Annotated in this window: 20 protein-coding genes; 13 read left to right on the top strand and 7 right to left on the bottom strand. The window is 72.6% G+C overall.

Annotated elements, in window-relative coordinates; translation table 11 throughout:
- The first annotated feature begins 43 nt into the window (after window positions 1-43).
- Window positions 44-562 (top strand): DUF4240 domain-containing protein, encoded by a 519-nt coding sequence (locus tag GFH48_RS28590; RefSeq protein ID WP_153293160.1) that lies wholly within the window; start codon window positions 44-46, stop codon window positions 560-562.
- Between the two features lie 219 nt (window positions 563-781).
- Here the strand turns inward: GFH48_RS28590 and GFH48_RS39430 are convergent, their stop codons facing one another.
- Window positions 782-1,525, bottom strand: a complete 744-nt coding sequence (locus GFH48_RS39430) for a peptidoglycan recognition protein family protein (protein ID WP_228121418.1) — start codon at window positions 1,523-1,525, stop codon at window positions 782-784.
- A 604-nt stretch (window positions 1,526-2,129) separates the two neighbouring features.
- Between GFH48_RS39430 and GFH48_RS28580 the strand changes: the two genes are divergently transcribed.
- A complete protein-coding gene (locus GFH48_RS28580; RefSeq protein ID WP_153290984.1) occupies window positions 2,130-3,314 on the top strand; it encodes a MarP family serine protease in 1,185 nt (394 codons plus the stop codon).
- Between the two features lie 55 nt (window positions 3,315-3,369).
- On the opposite strand, the gene GFH48_RS28575 is transcribed toward GFH48_RS28580, so the two are convergent.
- Entirely contained in the window at window positions 3,370-3,858 is a 489-nt protein-coding gene (locus GFH48_RS28575; RefSeq protein WP_194280706.1) for a GNAT family N-acetyltransferase, read from the bottom strand.
- Between the two features lie 71 nt (window positions 3,859-3,929).
- Here GFH48_RS28575 and GFH48_RS28570 point away from each other — a divergent pair, with 71 nt between their 5' ends.
- Window positions 3,930-4,847 (top strand): TIGR01777 family oxidoreductase, encoded by a 918-nt coding sequence (locus GFH48_RS28570; RefSeq protein ID WP_153290982.1) that lies wholly within the window; start codon window positions 3,930-3,932, stop codon window positions 4,845-4,847.
- A gap of 591 nt (window positions 4,848-5,438) precedes the next feature.
- Entirely contained in the window at window positions 5,439-6,827 is a 1,389-nt protein-coding gene (locus GFH48_RS28565; protein ID WP_153290981.1) for an NAD(P)/FAD-dependent oxidoreductase, read from the top strand.
- A 7-nt stretch (window positions 6,828-6,834) separates the two neighbouring features.
- On the opposite strand, the gene GFH48_RS28560 is transcribed toward GFH48_RS28565, so the two are convergent.
- Entirely contained in the window at window positions 6,835-8,313 is a 1,479-nt protein-coding gene (locus GFH48_RS28560; protein WP_153290980.1) for a regulator, read from the bottom strand.
- Between the two features lie 292 nt (window positions 8,314-8,605).
- Between GFH48_RS28560 and lipB the strand changes: the two genes are divergently transcribed.
- The 4 genes from lipB to GFH48_RS28540 all read left to right on the top strand — a co-directional run bounded on the left by lipB (window position 8,606) and on the right by GFH48_RS28540 (window position 11,891).
- The gene (lipB, locus tag GFH48_RS28555; protein WP_153290979.1) at window positions 8,606-9,400 is read left to right on the top strand and encodes a lipoyl(octanoyl) transferase LipB; all 795 of its coding nucleotides are present in this window, start codon (window positions 8,606-8,608) and stop codon (window positions 9,398-9,400) included.
- 208 nt (window positions 9,401-9,608) lie between these two features.
- Complete coding sequence (gene lipA / locus GFH48_RS28550; protein ID WP_148013660.1) at window positions 9,609-10,574, top strand: lipoyl synthase; 966 nt, start codon at window positions 9,609-9,611, stop codon at window positions 10,572-10,574.
- Window positions 10,575-10,892: 318 nt separating this feature from the next.
- Window positions 10,893-11,090: an SCO2195 family GlnR-regulated protein gene (locus tag GFH48_RS28545; RefSeq protein ID WP_153290978.1), complete on the top strand. Its 198-nt coding sequence runs from the start codon at window positions 10,893-10,895 to the stop codon at window positions 11,088-11,090.
- A gap of 99 nt (window positions 11,091-11,189) precedes the next feature.
- On the top strand, window positions 11,190-11,891 hold the full coding sequence (locus tag GFH48_RS28540; protein WP_153290977.1) for a DUF4191 domain-containing protein: 702 nt from the start codon (window positions 11,190-11,192) through the stop codon (window positions 11,889-11,891).
- A 485-nt stretch (window positions 11,892-12,376) separates the two neighbouring features.
- On the opposite strand, the gene GFH48_RS28535 is transcribed toward GFH48_RS28540, so the two are convergent.
- The gene (locus tag GFH48_RS28535) at window positions 12,377-12,844 is read right to left on the bottom strand and encodes an RDD family protein (RefSeq protein ID WP_153290976.1); all 468 of its coding nucleotides are present in this window, start codon (window positions 12,842-12,844) and stop codon (window positions 12,377-12,379) included.
- A gap of 199 nt (window positions 12,845-13,043) precedes the next feature.
- Between GFH48_RS28535 and glnA the strand changes: the two genes are divergently transcribed.
- From glnA to pspAB, 3 genes are all read left to right on the top strand, one after another.
- Window positions 13,044-14,453, top strand: coding sequence for a type I glutamate--ammonia ligase (gene glnA / locus GFH48_RS28530; protein ID WP_153290975.1), 1,410 nt, complete (start codon window positions 13,044-13,046; stop codon window positions 14,451-14,453).
- Between the two features lie 342 nt (window positions 14,454-14,795).
- Window positions 14,796-15,719 (top strand): zinc metalloprotease HtpX, encoded by a 924-nt coding sequence (gene htpX / locus GFH48_RS28525; RefSeq protein WP_153290974.1) that lies wholly within the window; start codon window positions 14,796-14,798, stop codon window positions 15,717-15,719.
- A 27-nt stretch (window positions 15,720-15,746) separates the two neighbouring features.
- Entirely contained in the window at window positions 15,747-16,376 is a 630-nt protein-coding gene (pspAB, locus tag GFH48_RS28520; protein ID WP_153290973.1) for a PspA-associated protein PspAB, read from the top strand.
- A 25-nt stretch (window positions 16,377-16,401) separates the two neighbouring features.
- Here the strand turns inward: pspAB and GFH48_RS28515 are convergent, their stop codons facing one another.
- The gene (locus GFH48_RS28515; RefSeq protein WP_153290972.1) at window positions 16,402-17,760 is read right to left on the bottom strand and encodes a DUF2252 domain-containing protein; all 1,359 of its coding nucleotides are present in this window, start codon (window positions 17,758-17,760) and stop codon (window positions 16,402-16,404) included.
- Between the two features lie 5 nt (window positions 17,761-17,765).
- Window positions 17,766-18,512 carry a hypothetical protein gene (locus GFH48_RS28510; RefSeq protein ID WP_194280705.1) on the bottom strand — a complete coding sequence of 249 codons (747 nt, stop codon included), beginning with the start codon at window positions 18,510-18,512 and terminating at the stop codon, window positions 17,766-17,768.
- A gap of 236 nt (window positions 18,513-18,748) precedes the next feature.
- Here GFH48_RS28510 and GFH48_RS28505 point away from each other — a divergent pair, with 236 nt between their 5' ends.
- Window positions 18,749-19,978: a winged helix DNA-binding domain-containing protein gene (locus tag GFH48_RS28505; protein ID WP_407698672.1), complete on the top strand. Its 1,230-nt coding sequence runs from the start codon at window positions 18,749-18,751 to the stop codon at window positions 19,976-19,978.
- 329 nt (window positions 19,979-20,307) lie between these two features.
- On the opposite strand, the gene GFH48_RS28500 is transcribed toward GFH48_RS28505, so the two are convergent.
- Window positions 20,308-20,616: a hypothetical protein gene (locus GFH48_RS28500; protein ID WP_153290970.1), complete on the bottom strand. Its 309-nt coding sequence runs from the start codon at window positions 20,614-20,616 to the stop codon at window positions 20,308-20,310.
- 218 nt (window positions 20,617-20,834) lie between these two features.
- Between GFH48_RS28500 and GFH48_RS28495 the strand changes: the two genes are divergently transcribed.
- The gene (locus tag GFH48_RS28495; protein WP_153290969.1) at window positions 20,835-21,251 is read left to right on the top strand and encodes an arsenate reductase family protein; all 417 of its coding nucleotides are present in this window, start codon (window positions 20,835-20,837) and stop codon (window positions 21,249-21,251) included.
- Window positions 21,252-21,305: the final 54 nt, after the last annotated feature.

Raw genomic sequence — 21,305 nt, 5'->3', positions numbered from 1 at the left:
TCCGCGTGCGTCACTCCCGTTGAGGCCCGATGCTTGACCCGTGATGGACGAGACGGAGTTCTGGGAGCTGGTGGACACGACCCGCGAGGCCGTCGAGGGCGACCCCGAGGACCACGCCGACCTGCTCGTCGAACGGCTCGTCCAGCGGGACCCGGACGTCGTGCTCGACTTCGCCCGTCACTTCGAGGCCCGCTACAACCGCGCGTACCGCTGGGATCTGTGGGGCGCGGCGTGGGTGCTGCTCGACGGGGCGAGCGACGACGCCTTCGACTTCTTCCGGTGCTGGCTGATCGGCCAGGGGCGGGAGGTCTTCGAGGGCGCGATGCACGACCCGGACGCCCTCGCCGAGCTGCTGGACGACTTCGACGAGGATCTCGACGGGGACGGCGAGGAGCTGGGGTACGCGGCGGACGAGGCGTACGAGCAGCTCACCGGGGTCGTCGCGCCGGACCTCGGGATTCCGCCCGCGTCGTCGGAGCCGGAGGGTACGCCGCTCGACTTCGAGAACGAAGGGGTGCTCGCCGAGCGGTATCCCAGGCTGTGGGAGCGGTTCAGGGGGTGAGGTGTGCGGGTGCTCCGGCCGCTCCGTACCCGCAGGCTCCGCCGCCGGACCCCCTTACCGGCCTGAACGGCCTCGTCCTCGAACGCGGGGCGGGCGGGAGACGGCGGGCGGGAACTTGTTCCCGGGGGCGGGGGGTACTGCGCGACCGCCCCCCGTCCAGCCGTACCCGAACCTCCCACCCGAACCACGCGCCCGATCCACGACGGCCCACGCCGGTGTTCAGCGCCGGCCCTGCAGGAGCGCGGCCCTGGCACGGATGGCCGGAAGGCGGGCGGTCAGCGCGGCGCCGGGACACGTGGTCATGAACCCGGCGTTGTGACCGGCCAGGGTGGGCAGCACCGCGGCGCTGCCCGCGGCATACCGGCTGAGGCTGTTGCTGGACACCAGCCGCACGGTGCCCCGCGGATCCACGTCCGCCAGCCCCAGTTTCCACGCGGCGAGCGCCGCGATCGACTCGGTCATCGCCGGTGGCACCACCGCCCCCGCCGTGAACGTGCCGATGGCCGCGATCCCCGCGGTCCGGTGGTTGAAGCCCTGGGTGTGGGCACCGGTGACGGCCCGGTCGACGCCGCCGGCGCGCCCCTCGTAGATCGTCCCGCACCGGTCGACGAGGAAGTTGTAGCCGATGTCGTCCCAGTTCCGGACGCCGGTCTGCCCCGCGTAGAGGTACCTGATGATGCGGGGCACGTCGGCGCAGTCGTAGGCGTTCGGCGAGTCGGTGTGGTGGACGAAGACCGCGACGACCCGGTCGTCGTAGCGCGGCGGGGGCTGGCTGTGCGCGGTCCGGGCTTCCAGCCAGCGCGATCGCGGCACGATGGCCGGCCGCACGGCCGTGTGGACGGCGGGCCGCACGGCGGCCGGAGGCGCGGCGGTACGGGAGCGGCCCACCACGCGCTCCACTCCCAGGGCGCACAGGACGAGCCCGAGCACGGCGAGCAGCCCGGAGACGCACCCGAGCACGATCAGCGTGGGGCGCGTCGCCCAACGGCCCGGTGCCGGCGGCCACACCGCCCGTAGCCCCCACCCGGACCGGCGCACCACCCACCACTCCCGCACCGTCCGGCGCGCCACCCACCACTCCCGCACCGTCCGGCGCACCGTGCACCAGCCCCGCACCGTCCGGCGCGCCACCCATCGACCCCACACGCGTCGGCGCGCCGCCCACCGGTCCCCCGCCGATCGACACACCGCCCACCGTTCCCCCGCCGGACGGCGCGTCGCCCACCGGTCCCGCAGCGGACGCCACACCACCCACAGGCCCCATACCGGGCGTCGCGGCAACCACCAGCGCAGCCACAGCCGAAGCCAGCCCAGCGCACGGCGAAGTCGCTCCTCGACCGGTTCGCGCGATGCCCCTCGCGTCCTCCACACGACACGCATGCCCTCACCCTCGCCCGGATCCCTCCGCGGCGCGATGTGCGCTGTGCCACCCGGTGGAACCATCCCCCTGGTCCGGAACGTTTTCACAGTTCCACGCACGCGTGGCCCTCTCCCGGGACCGCGCGCGCGTGGCTGATCACTGAGCCCGCCCCGCGCGTACTAAGGGGCCCGAGAGAAAGGCGGCTCCGTGGACCTGCTCGACATCCTGCTGATGCTGGTGATCCTGGCCTACGCGGCGTCCGGCTACCGGCGCGGCCTGGTCGCCGGCTGTGTCTCGCTGGCCGGGTTCGTGGGCGGCGCGGTCATCGGCGTGTGGGTGCTGCCCCGGGTGATGGACCTGGTGGCGGCGGGGACGTCCGCGGCTACGGTGACGGCGGTGCTGACGGTGCTGGTACCGGCCGTGGTGGGCCACGAGCTGGCGGGCCGGCTGGCGCTGAAGCTCCGCCGCGAGCTGGACCGGGGCCCGCTGAGGGTGGCGGACGGGATCGGCGGGGCCGCGGCGAACACGCTGGCCGTGCTGCTGGTGGCCTGGGTGGCGGCGAGCGTCCTGGGAGCCTCCTCGTCCACCCTGATCACCCAGTCGATCCGCGGTTCGGCCCTGCTCGGCGCGGTGCAGAACGCGATGCCGGACACCACGCCCACCTGGTTCTCACGGGCGACCTCGGCGCTCACGGAGGCGGGCTTCCCGCAGGTGTTCAACCCGTTCGAGAACGAGCCGACGGCGGGCGTCGCCAAGCCCTCCGGGGACAGCGTGACCGAGTCCGCGTCGACCGCCGCCAAGCTGAGCACGGTGAAGATCGAGGGCGCCGCGGGCAACCAGGGCCGGGAGGGCAGCGGGTTCGCGTACGCGGCGCAGCACGTGATGACCAACGCCCATGTGGTGGCGGGCATCGACAGCCCGACGGTGCGGGTGGGCGGCGTGGGCCGGGTGTACTCGGCCCGTGTGGTGCTGTTCGACCCGCACAAGGACGTCGCGGTCCTGTACGTACCCGGTCTCCGTGCACCGGTCCTCCGCTTCGACACCAGCGCCGCGCGCGGCGATTCGGCGGTCGTCGCGGGCTATCCGCAGGACGGCGGTCTCGACCTGCAGGCGGCGACGGTCGCGAACCAGATCAACGCGCGGGGCCAGAACATCTACAACACGGACAACGTCACCCGCGAGATCTACTCGATCCGTTCCACCGTCCGCCCCGGCAACTCCGGCGGGCCGCTCCTCACCACCGAGGGCAGGGTGTACGGGGTCGTCTTCGCCCGTTCGACCTCGGACGACGAGACGGGTTACGTCCTGACGGCGGACGAGGTCGGCGGCGACGCTCGGCGGGCGGCGCGTGCGACGGCGCCGGTGGACACGGGTGACCTGGTCACCTCGTAAGGGCCCAAGGCGGGCGAGCCGGGCAAGGCGGACAAGGTGGACCCGGCGGGCCGGGTCAGAGGGCGCGGCCCATGAACACGTCGTCGACATACCCGCCGTCGAGGAGGAACTCCTCGGGCAGGACGCCCTCCACCACGAACCCCTCCGACTCGTACAGCTTCCGCGCCGGGGTGTTGTGCCCGAGGACCCGCAGCGAGATCCGCCGGGCGCCCTGCCGCCGCGCCTCGTCCTGCACGGCCCGAAGCAGCGCCCGCCCGACGCCGGTGCCGCGGGCCGCTTCGGAGACGGCGAGTCCCTGGATCTGCCGGACGTGGGAGTTGCAGGCGAGAGAGGTCGGGTGACCGAGCCGGACGTAGCCGACCAGGACGCCGTCGAGTTCGGCGACCAGATGGTCGCGCGGCCCGAACCGTTCGTTGTAGAAGGGCTCGTACGGCGGCCGGGGGCGGGGCGTGACCGCGTGCAGCGTCGACCAGGTGGCGCGGTCGAGACGGCCGAGGTCGTCCTCGTCGTCCGGCGTGGCGAAGCGTATGTGCGGTACCGGCATGAGGATCACTGTACGGCGGCGTCACGGGGTTCCCGCCCGTCTTCTCACGCGTCACGGGGCAGGATGGGCGCATGAACGACTCATCGTCCGCTCCGGGTTCCCGCGTGGTGATCGCCGGCGCGTCCGGCCTGATCGGTTCGGCGCTGACGCGCTCCCTGACCGCCGACGGTCACGAGGTGGTCCGCCTGGTGCGGCGGGCCCCCCGTACCCGGGACGAGGTGCGGTGGGACCCCGAGGGGCGCGGGGTCGACGCGGGGGCGCTCGCCGGGTGCGCGGCGGTGGTGAACCTCGCGGGGGCGGGCGTCGCCTCGCGACGGTGGACGGAGTCGTACAAGCGGACGATCCGGGAGAGCCGGGTGCGCGGGACCACGGTGCTCGCCGAGGCGGTGGCGTCCCTCGACGAGCGGCCGTCCGTGTTCGTCAACGGGAGCGCCATCGGGTTCTACGGCGACACGGGCGAACGGGCGGTCGACGAGTCGGCGGAGGCCGGGGAGGGGTTCCTGCCCTCCGTGTGCGTGGCGTGGGAGGGGGCGACCGCTCCGGCCAGTGGGGCGGGGGTCCGTACCGTGCTCGCCCGTACGGGGCTGGTGGTGGCGCGGGAGGGCGGGGCGTGGGAGAGGCTGTTCCCCCTCTTCAAGGCCGGGCTCGGCGGGCGGATGGGGGACGGCCGTCAGTACTGGAGCTTCATCTCCGTGCACGACGAGGTGGCCGCCATCAGGCATCTCATCGACACGCCGTCGCTGTCCGGGCCGGTCAATCTGACCGCGCCTCAGCCGCTGACCAACCGTGAGATCACGGAGGCGATGGGGCGGGTGCTGCGGCGGCCCACGGTGCTGGCCGCTCCCGCGGGGGTGCTGCGGGTGGCCCTCGGGGGCATGTCCGGGGACATCCTGGGCAGTCAGCGGGTTCTGCCCACGCGCCTTCTCGAATCCGGCTTCCGGTTCACGTACCCGTCGATCGAGGAGACGCTCCGAGCGGCGCTGAGCTGACGGCCTTTTCTCGCCCCCGCCGCCCCTACCCGACCCATCCCGTACCTGGGGGCTGCCACCCCCAGAGCCCCGCATCGGCCTGAACGGCCTCGTCCTCGAACGCCGGACCGGCTGGAGGTGCCGGCCTGCGCCGGGCATGTGGGCCTCGGCGGGAGTTCTCGGGTGTGTGGCTGATGGTTCCGGCCGGGCGCATGTCTTTCATCCCGTCCGGCGTTCGAGGACGAGCCCTTCGGGCGATGGCGGGTGTCCAGGGGGCGGCAGCCCCTTGGCGGGGGTCCGGGGGCGGAGCCCCCACGGGGTGCACGGGCGGAGCTCCCAGGGGGTGCACGGGCGGAGCCCCCAGGGGGTACGGGGGCGCAGCGCCCGGGCGGGGTCCGGGGCGCAGCGCCCGGGGGCGGGACGGGTAGGGGCGGCGGGGGTGGAGGAAGCCGCCGAGCAGCGATCCGTATGCACCCCCATGCGACCGTGCACACCCGACGCGCGACTCCCCCACGCCGTCCACCCCCCTACTCTCGACCCGAACTCGGGTATTCCCAGGGCATGTTGGGGGCATGACGTCCCCACCGGCCGCGCAACCTCGAGGAGGGGCATGTGCTAGAGCCCGTATGTCAAGCGGACGTGGACGTCGTCATCGTCGGGGCCGGAGCCGCGGGGCTCGCGGCCGCGCAACACCTGACCAGGGCGGGGCTCACCACCGTGGTCCTGGAGGCCGCCCCCACCGTGGGCGGCCGCATGTCGACGGAGAAGGTGGACGGATTCCGGCTCGATCGCATCGGCCGGCTGCTGTCCACGTCGTACCCGGAACTGCGCCGCACCCCCGGCCTGGACGGCCTGACCCTGCGCTCGTTCTCCCCGGGCGTCCTGCTGCACAGCGACGGCCGCCACCACCGCGCCGGCGCCCTCACCCCCCGGAGCGCGAGGGGCGCATTCACCGCAGCGCGCGCCCTCGCAAGCGCCCCCCGGCTCCCCCGGTCCGGCACCCGGAACGCCTCCCGTCCCTCACGGAGCCAGAGCGGGGTCCCCCGGCCCGGCCCGCTGGGCGGTCCTCTCGACCAGACCCGCCTCACCGCCGCCCTCGCCCGCCTCGCGGCCACCCCGCCGGAGCGTCTCCTGACCCGCCCGGAGCTTCCCGCCGCGCGGGCGCTCGCCGCCCGGGGACTGCCGCCCCGTACGGTCGACGGCTTCCTGCGCCCCCTGCTGGCCGCGCTCCTGTGCGATCCGGGTCTCATCGCCTCCAGCCGCGCCGCCGACCTGGCCCTGCACTCGTTCGCGTCGGGCCGGCTCTGTCTGCCGGAGGGCGGCGCGGACACCCTGCCGGAGCTGCTCGCGGCCTCGCTCCCCCCGGGCACCGTCCGCACCGGCGTCCAGGTCACCGCGGTCTCCACGACCACCGTGACGACGCGCGACCACGGCCGGCTCACCTGCCGCGCCATCCTGCTGGCCACCGGGGCCCGCGACGCCGCCCGGCTGCTGCCCGGCCTGCGCGTCCCGGTCTTCCACCCGGTGACGGTCCTGCACCACACCACGGACGAACCGCCGCTCGCCGAGCCCGCCCTGCTCCTGGACGCCGACCGCGGCGGCCCGGTGGCGCACACGGCGGTGGTGAGCCAGGTCGACCCGAGCCGCGCCCCGGCCGGGCGCGTCCTGATCTCCTCGACGGTGCTGGGCGTCCCGCCGTCCGCCGCCCAGCTGGACGCGGCGGTCCGCGCCCAGCTGGCCCGCCTGTACGGGACGCCGACGAGCCGCTGGGAACTCCTCGCGGTCCATCACACCCCCGACGCCGTCCCGGCGATGCCCCCGCCGCACGACCTGCGCCGCCCGGTACGCCTCCTGGCGGGCCTGTACGTGTGCGGGGACCACCGCGACACCGGCACGCTCCAGGGCGCCCTCCACTCGGGCCGCAGGGCCGCCCAGGCCCTGCTCGCGGACCTGGGCGCCCGTCCGGCCGCGGCCGAGGAGCCACTGGAGGCGGCGGCCTGACCTCCGGTCACCCGAGCGCGGCCACCCGGTCCCGGTAGCCGCGCACGGGAGCGGCGTCCCGGTACGGTTCGAGCCGGCGCTCGAAGTCCCGTACGTACTCCACGGCCCGTACCGACCGCATCTCCGCCGCCTGCCCCGCCGCCTCCGCGCCCAGCAGGCAGGCCTGGTCGAGCTCCCCGAGCCCGAGCCGCGCGGTGGCGAGCACCACCCGGCAGAAGAGCCGGCTGCGCGCGTACCCCGGCGCCCGCAGCTGCAGCGAGCGCTCGGCGTGCTGCGCCGCGGCCCGGTACTGCTGCAGATCGCGGTGGCAGTGCCCGAACTCGTCGGCGAGCTGGGCCTCGTCGAAGAACCGCGCCCAGTGCGGCGCGTCGTCCCCGGGCCGGGCGGTCTCCAGCGCCCGCTCGGCGCGCACCAGGGACGCCGTGCAGGCCCGCACCTCCCCGAGCACCCCGTGCCCGCGCGCCTCGACGGAGTGCAGCAGGGCCTGCACGACGGGCGGCGCGGACGAGCCGACGCCCTGCTGGGCGACCCGGGCGAGCTGCACGGCCTCGCGCCCGTGGCCGAGGTAGACCGCCTGCCGGCTCATGGTCACCAGCACGTAGGAGCCGTACGCCCGGTCCCCGGCCGCCTGCGACAGCCGCAGCGCCTGCACGAAGTAGCGCTGCGCGAGCCCGTGCGCGGCGATGTCGTACGAGGTCCAGCCGGCCAGCCGGGTGAGGTCGGCCGCGGCGGCGAACAGGCGCCGCCCGGTCTGCTCGCCGTAGACGCCGCGCAGCATCGGCTCGGCCTCGTGCTCCAGATAGCGCACCAGCGCCTGCCGGGCGTGGCCGCCGCCGTAGGCGTGGTCGAGGGCGCGGAACAGCTCGCCGACCGAGCGCAGCGCGGCGATGTCTCCGCCGGTGACCCGCTGGCCGGGGCCGCGCTCGGTCTGGTTGCGCCGGCGGGCCGGTGGCTCCCCCGCTTCGAGCGGCGCCGGGAACCTGGGGGCGGCGGGGCGTACCTGGGCGGGGATCCGCGCGCCGATCTGGTCGCCGCGGCCGACCCGGTCGTCGGCCCGGCCGATCAGCCAGTCCCGGCTGGGGACGACGAGTCCCGCCGGGGTGAAGGCGATCTTGCGCAGCTCCGCGTGGCTGCCGGAGTCCTTGCGCCACAGCCCGCTGACGATGTCGACGGCCTCCTCGGGGCTCGCGGCGAACTCCAGGCCCGCGTAGACGGGGGCGCAGGCGTCGAGCCCCAGGTCCTGCGCCGTGAGCCGTCGTCCGAGGCGGCGGGTGAACACCTCGGCGATGAGCGCGGGGGTCGTGCCCCTGGGCTGCTGCCCGCGCAGCCACCGGGTCACCGATGTCTTGTCATATCTGAGATCAAGTCCGTGTTCGAGGCCGAGCTGGTCCACGCGACGGGCGAGACCGGCGTTGGAGAACCCCGCTTCTGCGATGAGCGCGGCGAGCTGGCGGTTGGGAGTGCGCTGCGCGGGTCGTTCCGTCATCTGCGGTGCGGTCTCCTGCCTTTCGGGCGCCGTTGTGCGCCCGGATTGCCTGTGAGCAGCCCTTATGGCCTCCTGAACGGCGCGAATGTAGCTGAGCGTGAGCACCCGATCACACCTTTCGGCATATATTCATCCGATCGTGTGAGGATTGGCCTCCCGGCTGACGTGCGCGGCGCGGACGTACAGTGGCGTGGGCGCGTTACGTACCTGACGAAAGGTTCTTTCGCGTACCGGACAACGGTTCCGCGGATGGGCCGGACCGTGGTCGTGGACTTCTAGGGAGGCGCTTGCCGTGAGTGAGCTGCGGTTCGTCCGCATGGGATTCGGTACCGGGGCCGTGGAGTACCAGGAGGCGTGGGACGAGCAGCGCCGGGTGCACGCCGCCCGCTTCCTGGACGAGATCCCCGACACCTGTCTGCTCCTGGAGCACCCGCCGGTCTACACGGCGGGCCGGCGCACGGCCGACAACGAGCGCCCGCTCGACGGCACCCCCGTCGTCGACGTGGACCGCGGCGGCAAGATCACCTGGCACGGCCCGGGGCAGCTCGTGGGCTACCCCATCCAGAAGCTTCCCCGCCCCGTGGACGTGGTGGCGCACCTGCGGCGCCTGGAGGAGGCGATGATCCGGGTCTGCGCGGAGTTCGGCGTCGAGACCAGCCGGGTGGAGGGCCGGGCGGGCGTCTGGGTCCTCGGCGACCCGGTCGACGGGCGACCCACCGGCGGCCTCTCCCTCGACTTCGACCCGCGCCTCGCGGACGAGGAGTTCGACCCGCGGCTGAACGGACCGCAGTACGCGCCCTCCAACGCCGGCCAGCGGCGCGAGGACCGCAAGATCTGCGCCATGGGCATCAGGGTCGCCAAGGGCGTCACCATGCACGGGTTCGCCCTGAACGTGAATCCCGACACCTCGTCCTTCGACAAGATCATCCCGTGTGGCATCCGGGACGCGGGCGTGACGTCGCTGGCGTACGAACTGGGCCGCGAGCTCACCATCGACGAGGTGCTGCCCGTCGTGGAGAAGCACCTGGGGGACGTGCTCGGGAACGCGGACCTCAGGCCGCGCGAGGTGGAGCGGGCGTCCGCCTGACGCCTCCCTGCGGGGAGCACTCCGGGAAACACCCCGGGGAGCGAACCGGAGAACACCGCAGGGCACGGGAACGCTCCGGAGCGCGGGGAACACCGCGACCGGCCCCGGGAATGCACCCCCGCTCCCCAAGGTTGCCCACCCCGGGGAGCAAGCACCGCACGGGCGTACCCTGGTGTACGCCGAAGAATCGAAGCTACAGGGAGCCGATGTGTCCGCAGTCGCACCCGACGGACGCAAGATGCTGCGCCTGGAGGTCCGGAACGCCCAGACCCCCATCGAGCGCAAGCCCGAGTGGATCAAGACCCGGGCGAAAATGGGCCCCGAGTACACGAAGATGCAGAGCCTCGTGAAGAGCGAGGGGCTGCACACGGTCTGCCAGGAGGCGGGCTGCCCCAACATCTACGAATGCTGGGAGGACCGGGAGGCCACGTTCCTGATCGGTGGGGACCAGTGCACCCGGCGCTGCGACTTCTGCCAGATCGACACGGGCAAGCCGGAGGCCCTCGACCGTGACGAGCCCCGCCGCGTGGGCGAGTCCGTGGTCACCATGGACCTGAACTACGCCACCATCACCGGCGTCGCCCGCGACGACCTGGAGGACGGCGGCGCGTGGCTGTACGCGGAGACCGTCCGCCAGATCCACGCCCAGACCGCCGACCGCGCGGAGGGCCGCACCAAGGTCGAGCTGCTCGCCCCCGACTTCAACGCGGAGCCCGCCCAGCTCGCCGAGGTCTTCTCCTCGCGGCCGGAGGTCTTCGCCCACAACGTGGAGACGGTCCCCCGGATCTTCAAGCGCATCCGCCCGGGCTTCCGCTACGAGCGCTCGCTGAAGGTCATCACGGAGGCCCGGGACTACGGTCTGGTCACGAAATCGAACCTGATCCTCGGCATGGGCGAGACCCGCGAGGAGGTCGGTGAGGCGCTGCGGCAGCTGCACGAGGCGGGCTGCGAGCTGGTGACCATCACCCAGTACCTGCGGCCGTCCGTGCGCCACCACCCCGTGGAGCGCTGGGTCAAGCCGCACGAGTTCGTGGAACTGAAGGAGGAGGCGGAGCAGATCGGCTTCTCCGGCGTCATGTCGGGCCCCCTGGTCCGCTCCTCGTACCGCGCCGGCCGGCTGTACCGGATGGCCGTCGAGAAGCGCGGCGCCTACGTCGCCTCGCAGGCCGTCTGACCGACGCGCGGGACCCCCGGACGGAGCAGTCGGGGGAAACCGGTTCGACCCGAGCGGTGGCACTCAGTGCCACCGCTCGCGTGTGAGTCGGCGCACAAGCAACTACCGCCCGGTAGTGGCCTATTCGGCACCCTTGCGTCCGTCCCCGCAGTTGGGGACCCCCGTCAGGACCGCGTCAGGCTCGAGACCTGCTGCATCAAGGCTTCATTGGTGTTTGACCGGTCGGTCACGCCCTGGTAACACCAATCAGAGACCCTGGTCTTACGCCACGTACCGCCCCGTCCCTGAAGCCACCACCCCGAGGGGGGACCTCCCATCATGCAGGCCGCGCCCGTACGCGCCACCGCGATCCCGTCGTTCACCGATGCACTCCGTGCCGTCGAGTCGCTGCTCATGAGCAGTGGCCAGCGCACCGCCCGCCGCAATGCCTGGACCTCCGTCCTGGAGGACCGCCGTCGCGCCAAGGACCGGGTCGAGGCGCAGCGCGTGCTGGAGTCCGTGGCGGGACGTCCGTAGCCACCGCACGCCCCGCCGTGCGCCCCGCCACGGGCGCCGCCGCCGTCCGCCCGGACACTGCCGTCGTCGGGCCTTGCCGGGCCACGTAGACTTCGTGGCATGGCGAGGAAGGAACCTGCAGCGGACGCTGCGAACCCCGGGCGACTCAAGCAGATCGTCCTGACCTACAAGATGACTCGCAAGGCCGACTCCAAGATCGGTCTTGTACTCGCGGCAGTCGGAATCGTCACCCTCGGTGTCTTCCTCGCGATCGGCTTCCTGATCGGCCACCCGGTCTATCTGGGCATTCTCGGCCTCCTGCTCGCCTTCCTCGCGTCGGCGATCGTCTTCGGGCGCAGGGCCGAGCGGGCCGCGTTCGGACAGATGGAGGGCCAGCCGGGCGCAGCCGCGGCCGTACTGGACAACATCGGGCGGGGCTGGACCACCACCCCGGCGGTGGCGATGAACCGCAGCCAGGACGTGGTGCACCGCGCGGTCGGCAAGGCCGGCATCGTGCTGGTGGCCGAGGGCAACCCGAACCGGGTGAAGAGCCTGCTGGCGGCCGAGAAGAAGAAGATGGCGCGGATCGTCGCGGACGTACCGGTGCACGACGTGCTGGTGGGTACCGGCGAGGGCCAGGTGGGGCTCAAGAAGCTCCGCACCACGATGCTGAAGTTCCCCCGCGTGCTGACCGGCCCGCAGGTGACCGCCACCAACGACCGGCTGCGGGCGATGGGCGACCTGATGAGCAACATGCCGCTGCCGAAGGGTCCGATGCCCAAGGGCATGCGGATGCCGCGCGGCGGTCCGAAGACCCGCTGACACCCCTCCTACGTGCGTACGGCGAAGGGGGCGACCGGAGAGATCCGGTCGCCCCCTTCGCCGCGTCCGGACGGAGGCCGCGCGCGGGTCCGCCGGTCACGTCGGCCCGTCGCACGGGAGTCCCTCGCGACAGGGGCGCGTCATAGCGGAGTCCGTCGTACCGGGGCCCGCCGTACCGAAGTCCGTCGTACCAGGGGCCGCCGTACCAGGGCCCGCCGTGCCGGAGTCCGTCGTACCAGGGCCCGCCGTACCGAAGTCCGTCGTGCCGGGGCGCCGAGCCCCCAGCCCCCCTCGCGTCGGGATGCCGTACCGAGGTCCGTCATGGCGCAGTCCGTCACAGCGGGGCCTTTGCCGTCCGGGGACGCCGAGCCCCGTGCTCCTCGTGTCGGGACCCCGCGTCGGGACCCCGTGCCGGGGTCCGTCGTACCGGCACGCCGTGCCTCGGCAAGGGCGTCGCGGCACGGCGCGAGGCGGGTGCCGAGGTGCTAGACGCGGACCTCGACGGTCCGTGCGAGGCGGTCGTGCAGACCCCGGCCGTCGCGGTCCCAGATCAGGGCGGGGACGGCGACGCACAGCAGAGCGGTGCGCAGCAGGGCGCGCAGCGGGTTCAGCCGCCCGCCGCCCTCGGGCACGATCCGCAGGCCGAACAGCCGCTTGCCCGGGGTGGAGCCGACGGTGCCGACCGTCAGGACGCCGAGGGCGAAGAAGACGAGCAGCGCCCAGTTCCCGGTCGCCTGGCCGTAGCCGTCGGTGAGCAGCCCGTATGCGATCAACATGCACAGGGCCCAGTCGACGACGAGTGCGCCGAGCCGGCGTCCCGGACGGGCGATGGAGCCGGGCCCGTGCTCCGGCAGACCGAGCTGCTCGCCCCGGAATCCGAGTGCGGCGCCGGAGTCCTCCATGGCCGCCCGGGGTCCGGAGAGCCACGATCCGATTGCTTGCCTGTTGTCCACCCGTCCAAGGTACTGCGCCCGTTTTGCCATGCGGACACGAGGGGCCCGGGCAGCCCCGGTCGGTTAACTTGGGCGAAACAAATGGGTCACGCTGGAGAAATCCCCCGTCCCTATGGTCGGCCCCAGCGTGTGCCACCGCACTGGCCGCACGAACGAACTACCACCCCGGTCCACAGTGGGCGGGAGTAGGAGGAGCTGGATGTTCCAGAACGCCGACGAGGCCAAGAAGTTCATCGCGGACGAGGACGTCAAGTTCGTCGACGTACGGTTCTGCGACCTGCCGGGTGTGATGCAGCACTTCACGATCCCGGCCGAGGCCTTCGACCCGGCCGAGGAGCTCGCGTTCGACGGCTCCTCGATCCGCGGCTTCCAGGCCATCCACGAGTCCGACATGGCGCTCCGCGCCGACCTGTCCACCGCGCGCGTCGACCCCTTCCGCCGCGACAAGACGGTCAACATCAACTTCTTCATCCACGACCCGATCACGGGTGAGCAGTACTCCCGTGACCCGCGCAACGTGGCGAAGAAGGCCGAGGCCTACCTCGCCTCGACCGGCATCGCCGACACCGCGTACTTCGGCCCCGAGGCCGAGTTCTACGTCTTCGACAGCGTGCGCTTCGACACCAAGTCGAACGAGGCGTTCTACCACATCGACTCCGAGGCCGGCGCCTGGAACACCGGTGCGGCGGAGAACAACCGCGGCTACAAGGTCCGCTACAAGGGCGGTTACTTCCCCACCCCGCCGGTCGACCACTTCGCCGACCTGCGTGCCGAGATCTCCCTGGAGCTGGCCAAGTCCGGCCTCCAGGTCGAGCGCCAGCACCACGAGGTGGGCACCGCCGGCCAGGCCGAGATCAACTACAAGTTCAACACGCTGCTCGCCGCCGCCGACGACCTCCAGCTCTTCAAGTACATCGTGAAGAACGTCGCCTGGCGCAACGGCAAGACCGCGACCTTCATGCCGAAGCCGATCTTCGGTGACAACGGTTCGGGCATGCACGTGCACCAGTCGCTGTGGGCCGGCGGCGACCCGCTGTTCTACGACGAGGCGGGCTACGCGGGCCTCTCGGACACCGCCCGCTACTACATCGGCGGCATCCTCAAGCACGCCCCCTCCCTGCTCGCCTTCACCAACCCGACGGTGAACTCGTACCACCGCCTGGTCCCCGGCTTCGAGGCCCCGGTCAACCTGGTCTACTCGCAGCGCAACCGCTCCGCGGCCATGCGCATCCCGATCACGGGCTCGAACCCGAAGGCCAAGCGCGTCGAGTTCCGCGCGCCCGACTCCTCCGGCAACCCGTACCTCGCCTTCTCGGCGCTGCTGCTCGCGGGCCTCGACGGCATCAAGAACAAGGTCGAGCCGGCCGAGCCGATCGACAAGGACCTGTACGAGCTGGCCCCCGAGGAGCACGCGGGTGTCGCCCAGGTCCCGACCTCGCTCCCGGCCGTCCTCGACCGTCTCGAGGCCGACCACGAGTTCCTGCTCGCGGGTGACGTCTTCACGTCCGACCTGATCGAGACGTGGATCGACTACAAGCGCACGAACGAGATCGCGCCCCTGCAGCTGCGTCCGCACCCGCACGAGTTCGAGCTGTACTACGACGTGTGAGCCGACCCGGTTTCCGTACGGAGCCCCGTCACCGCCCTCGGGTGGTGACGGGGCTCCGTCGTGGTGCGCGGCGCGGGAGTCGTGGTGCCCGGCGCGTGGACCGTGGCGCACGGCGCATGTCGTCGTGTGCGGGGCATGTCGTCGTGTGCGGGGCATGTCGTCGTGTGCGGGGCATGTCGTTGTGTGCGGGGCATAAGGAGGTGACGTCCGGCAGGGCTGTTCTTTGCCTCCCGCGGGGCCGTTCGGCACCGGTTCTTGGGCGGGCACGGGCGCACAATGGAAAGCGGGACGAGTGCCGGAGTGCGTGAGTGCCCGCAGTGCCTGAGTTCGGGGTGATGCAGAATGCAGAGCCGGTTCCGGAGCGATCGGCGCCTGACCGTGCGGATGACGGTCACGCTGTTCCTGCTCGGATTGCTGTACGTGGCCTTCGTCGCCGCGTTGATCGTGTTGCTGAAGTCCTGGGTGCTGGTCGTGGTCGTCGCCGCCGCACTGCTCGGCGCCCAGTACTGGTTCTCGGACCGCATCGCCCTGTACGCGATGCACGGACGGATCGTGGAGCCGCAGGAGCATCCCCGCCTGCACGGGGTCGTGGACCGGCTGTGCGCCGTCGCCGACATGCCGAAGCCGCTCGTCGCCGTCTCCGACCTGGAGATGCCGAACGCCTTCGCGACCGGGCGGAACGCCGACCACGCGGTGCTGTGCGTGACCACCGGGCTGCTGCGCCGGCTGGAGCCCGACGAGCTGGAGGGCGTCCTCGCGCACGAGCTGTCGCACGTCGCCCACAAGGATGTCGCCGTGATCACCGTGGCCTCGTTCCTCGGGGTGATCGCCGGGCTGATCGTACGGTTCGCCTTCTACTCGCAGCTCTTCGGCGGGCGCGGGCGCAAGGACCAGAACACCGTGGCGATCTTCATGGCCGTGATGGCCGTCTCCGCGGCCGTGTACGCGATCAGCTTCCTGCTCATCCGAGCCCTGTCCCGGTACCGCGAGCTGGCCGCCGACCGCTCCGCCGCGCTGCTCACCGGCCGCCCCTCGGCGCTCGCGTCGGCGCTGACGAAGGTCTCCGGGGACATCGCGCGGATCCCGACGAAGGACCTGCGGACGGCGCAGGCCTTCAACGCCTTCTACTTCACGCCCGCCCTCGGCGCCGGGCCCGGCCTCGCCAAGCTCTTCTCGACCCACCCGAGCCTCGAACAGCGCCTCGAACAACTGGGCCGTATCTCGACCGAGTTGGGCGAGGCGGCGACCCCCGACAACGCCACCTGACCCGTCCCTCGAAAGGCAGCCGTCCGCATGGGGTTCCTGGACATCCTGCTCGGGCGAACCAAAGCCGTCGCACCCGATCTCGACCGGCTCTTCGGGCTGCCGTCGGCCGCCGTGACCCTCCAGGCCGCCGCCGGGTTCACCCCGACCGGCACGGGCGCGGTGTGCTTCGCGTCCGTCGAGGGCGCGGCCTTCGCCGACGCCCACCGCGAGGTGCGGGAACTACTGGAGGCGGATACGGACCGAGCGGAGTCCTCCTCGTCCGGTGAGCCCGGCGCGGGGCCACCGGTGGAGGTGACGCGGGACGAGTACGGGTACTCGTGGCTGGTCTCGCGGCGCGCGCCGGACGACCTGCCCGCGCTGGTGAGTGATCTGCACGCGGTCAACAGCACGCTGGAGGGCAGCGGTTTCGGGCCTCAACTGCTGTGCTCGGTGGTGGCTTTCGAGGAGACCGGGGAGCCCGGGCCGGCCAGGCGGCGGCTCGGGCTCGTCTATCTGTACAAGCGCGGCACCTTCTACCCGTTCGCGCCGTCGGCCGATGGCGGCGGGCGACGCGACAACGCGCTCGAACTGCGGATCAAGGCCGCGCTCGCCGACGACCTGCGCGTCGAACAGGACCTCGGCCGGTGGTTCCCCGTCTGGGGCGCCCCGGGTCTGTGACGCCCTCCCGGGGCCGTCCGCGGCCTCAGATTCCGGGTGCCGCCCTGACCACCCCGGCCGCCACCGCCGAGTCCAGCGCCGCGTGGTCCCGCGCGTTCTGGTCCGCGTAGCGCAGGGCGAAGTCGGCGACGGCATGCTCGAAGGTCTCCGCGCCGCCCAGGTACGCGGCGATGGCGACCCGGTCGCCGGAGCGCGCGTGCGCGCGGGCCAGCGCGGTGCCGCACAACCGGGCGTAGGCCACCAGTTCGTCCGGGGTCATGCCGGCGACGTTCGCGGAGCCCTTCATGTCACGCAGCTGTCGCCAGTAGAAGGCGCGGCCCTGCGGTCCGGTCATCCAGCCGAGGAAGATGTCGCTCGCCGACTGCAGCAGCCGCTGCCCGGCGACGACCCGGTGCCCGGGATGGACGTAGGGACCGCCGGGCAGATGCTCCTCCAGTACGGATCTGGTGGCTTCCTTGATCTGCAGGAACAGCGGGTCGTCCGTGTCCCGTCCGGTGAGCAGCACGATGAAGCAGCGGGTGCCGACACTGCCGACGCCGACGACCTTGCGAGCCGCGTCGGCGAAGCGGTAGCGGTCCAGCAGGAGGCGGCGCTCCTCGGCGAGGGTGGAGCGGTAGTCGCTGAAGATCTTGCGCAGGGCCGCCATGTCGGAGGCGCCGGCGGGTTCCAGCAGCGGCGGGTCGCGCACGATGCGCCGGCGTCCGTCGACGGTCTCGGTGAGTTTGCCCAGGGCGTGCAGGCTGGTGCGGCGGCGGGCGCGGGTGAGGCTCGACTCGGCGCGTCGTCGCCGGCCGGCGGAGCGGACGAGCGGGATCAGCCGGTCGGCGTCGATGCGCTCGTACCAGACGGCCAGTTCGCCCCGGTCCGCGAGCCGTCGTATCCCCTTGCGGTACCCGGCCGCGGCGGCCTCGGCCGCGCGGCGCACGCGGGTCTCGGCGTACCCGTTCTCACGGCCGGCCACCGCGACGCTGGCCGCGAGCCGTTTGACGTCCCACTCGAAGGGGCCCGGATGGGTCTCGTCGAAGTCGTTCAGGTCGAAGTGCAGGGCGCGTTCCGGTGAGGCGAACAGGCCGAAGTTGAGGAGGTGGGCGTCACCGCACAGCTGGACCGTGAGCCCGGTGTGGGGCTGGGAGGCGAGGTCGGCGGCCATCACGGCGGCGGCCCCGCGCAGGAACGCGAACGGCGAGGCGGTCATCCGCCCGTATCTGATCGGCAGGAGTTCCTGCAGCCGGTCCCTGCCCTGCCGTTCCAGGACGGCGACGGGGTCGGAGCGGTCGACGCCGGGGATCCAGGCGGCGTGCGAGGAGCGGGGGGCACGCTTGCGGGCCGCGCGACCGTGGGCGGCACGGGCCGCGGGGGTGGCCGTGGCGCCGGTCGGGGCCACGGCCGTCAGGTCCGCACGGCGCGGGCGACGTCGCCGCTGACGGCTCCGGAGAGGGTACGGGTGCTGCGGGCCGTGGCGTCCGTCGAGCCGCCCGCCGGAACGTCCTTCACCATGACGGCGACCGTGTCGAGGACCTTGCCGCCCTCGTCGCGGAAGTCGACCTGGACGATGTACGTCCGGGTCGTGGAGGTGGGATTGAACGCGGTGATCTCGACGGTGGACCGGCCGTCGGATCCGGTGCGCACCTGGCCGCCGGTGCGCACCTCGCTCTTGGCGTTCAGGCCGTCCCTGAACTCGTCGAACCGCCGGCCCGCCTCGGCGGTGGCGGAGGCGAGGGAGTTGCCGGTGCCGGAGGTGCCGGAGCCCAGGACATCGCTCGCCACCGACGCGAGGGAGGCGGCCGCGGAGGCGGCCTGGGAGGCGGTGGTCACGGGATTGCCCTCGCCCGTGCACCCGGTGAGGCAGAACGCGCCCAGCAGCACGACACCGGCCGACCCCAGCACCGCCCCACGGACACCGAGCCCTCGGCCGGCGAGCCCTCCGCCGGCGGCGGCTCGTACGGCGGTCCCGCGTACGGCGGCTTCACGTACGGCGGTCCCGCGTACGGCGGCTTCACGTACCGCGGCTTCACGTACCGCGGCTTCACGTACCGCGGCTTCACGTACCGCGGCTTCACGTACGGCGGTCCCGCGTACGGCGGCTTCACGTACGGCGGTTCGTCGCTCCCGCAGCGCCGGCAGCCCCCGTGCCACTCGTGCCCCCCGCATCCCCCACGTCCCGCATGTCCCGTGCGCCCCCCGCGTCCCGCGTACCCCCAGTGCCCCGCGCGCCCCCCGTACTCGTTGTGTCCGAAGCCCTCGTATCCCGTTCCTCGCCATCTCGTCTCCCGGCGTTCCGCTGCGGATTCCCTGCCTCGCGTTCCCCACAGTCAAGGTCCTGAACAGGGCCTACGCATGCCGGATGCGGCAGTCGGGTGAGACGCGAGAGGATGCGGGACCGACGGCTACGAGGTGGAGGCGGCGTGGGCGAGCAGGGGCGGCACATCGGGGTGGCGGAGCGGCGGGCCAGGCTCGCGCTGCGGCACCGGCTCGCGGGGCCGCAGCGCGCGGCGGACGCCGAGGAGGTCGCCGGGTCGCTGGTCGCGCTGCACGGGACCGATCCGGCGACGGTGTACATGGCGGTGGGCGCGCGCCTCGCGGAGGCCGGGCGGACGGTGGAGGAGCTCGACCGGGCGCTGTACGGGGAGCGGACCCTGGTGCGGATGCACGGCATGCGGCACACCGTGTTCGTGTTCCCCACCGAACTGGCCGCCGTGGTGCACGCCTCGACCGGCCTGACGATCGCGGCCAAGGCGCGGGCCGGACTGGTCAAGGAAATGACCACCGGCAGTGACGGGCGGCTGACCGGGGAGTGGCTCATGGAGGTCGAGGCTTCCGTGCTCGCCGCGCTGGCCCGGCGCGGACAGGCCACCGTGAACGAACTCACGGGCGACGAACCGCGGTTGAAGGAACAGTTCATCTACGGCGCGGGCCGGAGCTACGAGAGCGCGCAATCCGTGTCCTCGCGGCTGATGCGGGTGCTCGGCGTCGAGGGACGGGTCGTGCGGGGGCGTCCGCTCGGCTCCTGGACCTCGACGCAGTTCCGCTGGGCCGTCGCCCCGCCGTACCCCGAACTGCCGGCCGGTGAGGCCCAGCGCGAGCTGCTGCGCCGCTGGCTCACGGTCTGCGGGCCCGCTTCGGAGGCGGACCTCAAGTGGTGGACGGGCTGGAAGGTGACGGACGTACGGCGGGCGCTGGGGGCGATCGGGGCGGAGGCCGTGTCGCTCGACGGCGGGGTGACCGGGTACGTCGTCGCCGGCGACGCCGGTCCGGTCGGCGAGCCCGGCGCTCCGTGGGCCGCGCTGCTGCCCGGACTCGACCCGACGGCCATGGGATGGCAGGAGCGGGACTGGTATCTGGCGCCCTCGCTGCGGCCCGCGCTGTTCGACCGCAGCGGGAATGTCGGGCCGACCGTGTGGTGGGACGGGCGGGTGGTCGGCGGCTGGGCCCAGCGGGCTGACGGTGAGGTGGTGTGGCGGGTGCTGAAGCCGGAGGGGGTGGGGCGGGAGGGGATCGCGGCGATCGAGGCGGAGGCGGAGCGTCTACGGGACTGGGTGGGGCCGGCCCGCGTCACCCCGCGCTTCCGCACCCCGCTGGAACGCGAACTCGCCACTCCGTGAACGCCGGCGGGTTCTCCCGCCGCCCCTACCCTCCCCAAGCTCTCGGCTTCGCTCGAGCAGGGGGACCCCCATCATCCGTACCTGGGGGCTCGGCCCCCAGACCCCCGTCCGGCGCTTGAGGGCCTTGTCCTCAAGCGCCGGACGGGCTGATGGCGCGGGCCCGCACCTCCAGCCCGTCCGGCGTTCGAGGACGAGCCCTTCGGGCGATAGCGGGGTCCAGGCGGCGCAGCCTCTCCGCGGGGGTCCGGAGGCGGAGCCCCCGGCAGACGGCGGAGCGAGGGACGTCGGTGCCGGGCACGACGGACCCGGCACCGGACATCCCCCCGCGCTCAGCGCGCGTACCGCATCAGCGCCCGCACCATGTGACACGTCGTGTCCGACGGAGGATGCACCCCGATGGTCACGGCAGTGCTGCGTATCTTCTCGTTGCGGGCCTGGTTCGGGACGTACACACCGGAGTCGAGCAGAGCGATCGCGAGACGCATCGCCTTGAGCCGACGGTTGTGCGTGACGTACCACTCGCGGGGACGCCCCGGCGGCAGCGGGCGCTTCTCCACGGGCTCGTACGGCAGGTCCATCAGGACCGCCCTCTTCGACGTGGACTGGGTGGGCAGCGGCTTCAGTGCGGCAGCGGGCACAGGCATCCTCCTGTCGCGGTCGGGACGCCGCCGGACCTCCCGGCGACCCCCTCGAACACTGCTCCCAGTTTACCGCCCGCCACTGACATCAGGCGAGAGCGGATCGTCCGGCGAATGCCCAGGTGGAGACCAGAATTGACGTCGCGTCACACTAGTTTCCAACGGTGCGCATGTGACGGCAGAAAATCGAACAGAGTCATCGATGTACCGTGTGCTTCATGGAGATCTGGATCAACCCGGCCTGTTCGAAATGCCGCGGCGCCATCGCTCTGCTCGACGAGGAGGGCGCGGACTACACCGTCCGCCGCTACCTGGAGGACGTACCGACACGGGAGGAGATCCGGTCCGTACTGGAGCGGCTCGGCCTCGAACCGTGGGACATCACCCGCACGCAGGAGGACGTCGCCAAGGAGCTCGGTGTGAAGTCGTGGGCCCGGGACGACGGTTCACGGGAACGGTGGATCACGGCGCTGTCCGAACACCCGAAGCTGATCCAGCGGCCGATCATCACCGCGGACGACGGCGCCGCCGTCGTGGCCCGCACCGACGAGGCGGTACGCGAGGCCCTGTCCCGCCGGCCGCCACCCCGCCCCGCCGACGGCCGCCCGGCCCCGCCCTCCTCAACTCCTGCGTGACACAGGTCACTTCAGTCTCTTGCGTGACCTGTTGAGCGGTCCCGTTCGGTATCT

It is taken from the genome of Streptomyces fagopyri, from assembly GCF_009498275.1.
GTDB lineage: Bacteria > Actinomycetota > Actinomycetes > Streptomycetales > Streptomycetaceae > Streptomyces > Streptomyces fagopyri.
This window is presented reverse-complemented; position numbering and strand designations above follow the sequence as displayed.

Bases quoted from the DNA above. Each gene is read 5' to 3' on its own strand.
- GFH48_RS28590 (WP_153293160.1), top strand. From the start codon at position 44: ATGGACGAGACGGAGTTCTGGGAGCTGGTGGACACGACCCGCGAGGCC.
- GFH48_RS28575 (WP_194280706.1), bottom strand. From the start codon at position 3,858: ATGCCGGTACCGCACATACGCTTCGCCACGCCGGACGACGAGGACGAC.
- GFH48_RS28570 (WP_153290982.1), top strand. From the start codon at position 3,930: ATGAACGACTCATCGTCCGCTCCGGGTTCCCGCGTGGTGATCGCCGGC.
- GFH48_RS28560 (WP_153290980.1), bottom strand. From the start codon at position 8,313: ATGACGGAACGACCCGCGCAGCGCACTCCCAACCGCCAGCTCGCCGCG.
- GFH48_RS28545 (WP_153290978.1), top strand. From the start codon at position 10,893: ATGCAGGCCGCGCCCGTACGCGCCACCGCGATCCCGTCGTTCACCGAT.
- GFH48_RS28540 (WP_153290977.1), top strand. From the start codon at position 11,190: ATGGCGAGGAAGGAACCTGCAGCGGACGCTGCGAACCCCGGGCGACTC.
- glnA (WP_153290975.1), top strand. From the start codon at position 13,044: ATGTTCCAGAACGCCGACGAGGCCAAGAAGTTCATCGCGGACGAGGAC.
- htpX (WP_153290974.1), top strand. From the start codon at position 14,796: ATGCAGAGCCGGTTCCGGAGCGATCGGCGCCTGACCGTGCGGATGACG.
- pspAB (WP_153290973.1), top strand. From the start codon at position 15,747: ATGGGGTTCCTGGACATCCTGCTCGGGCGAACCAAAGCCGTCGCACCC.
- GFH48_RS28505 (WP_407698672.1), top strand. From the start codon at position 18,749: ATGCGGGACCGACGGCTACGAGGTGGAGGCGGCGTGGGCGAGCAGGGG.
- GFH48_RS28495 (WP_153290969.1), top strand. From the start codon at position 20,835: ATGGAGATCTGGATCAACCCGGCCTGTTCGAAATGCCGCGGCGCCATC.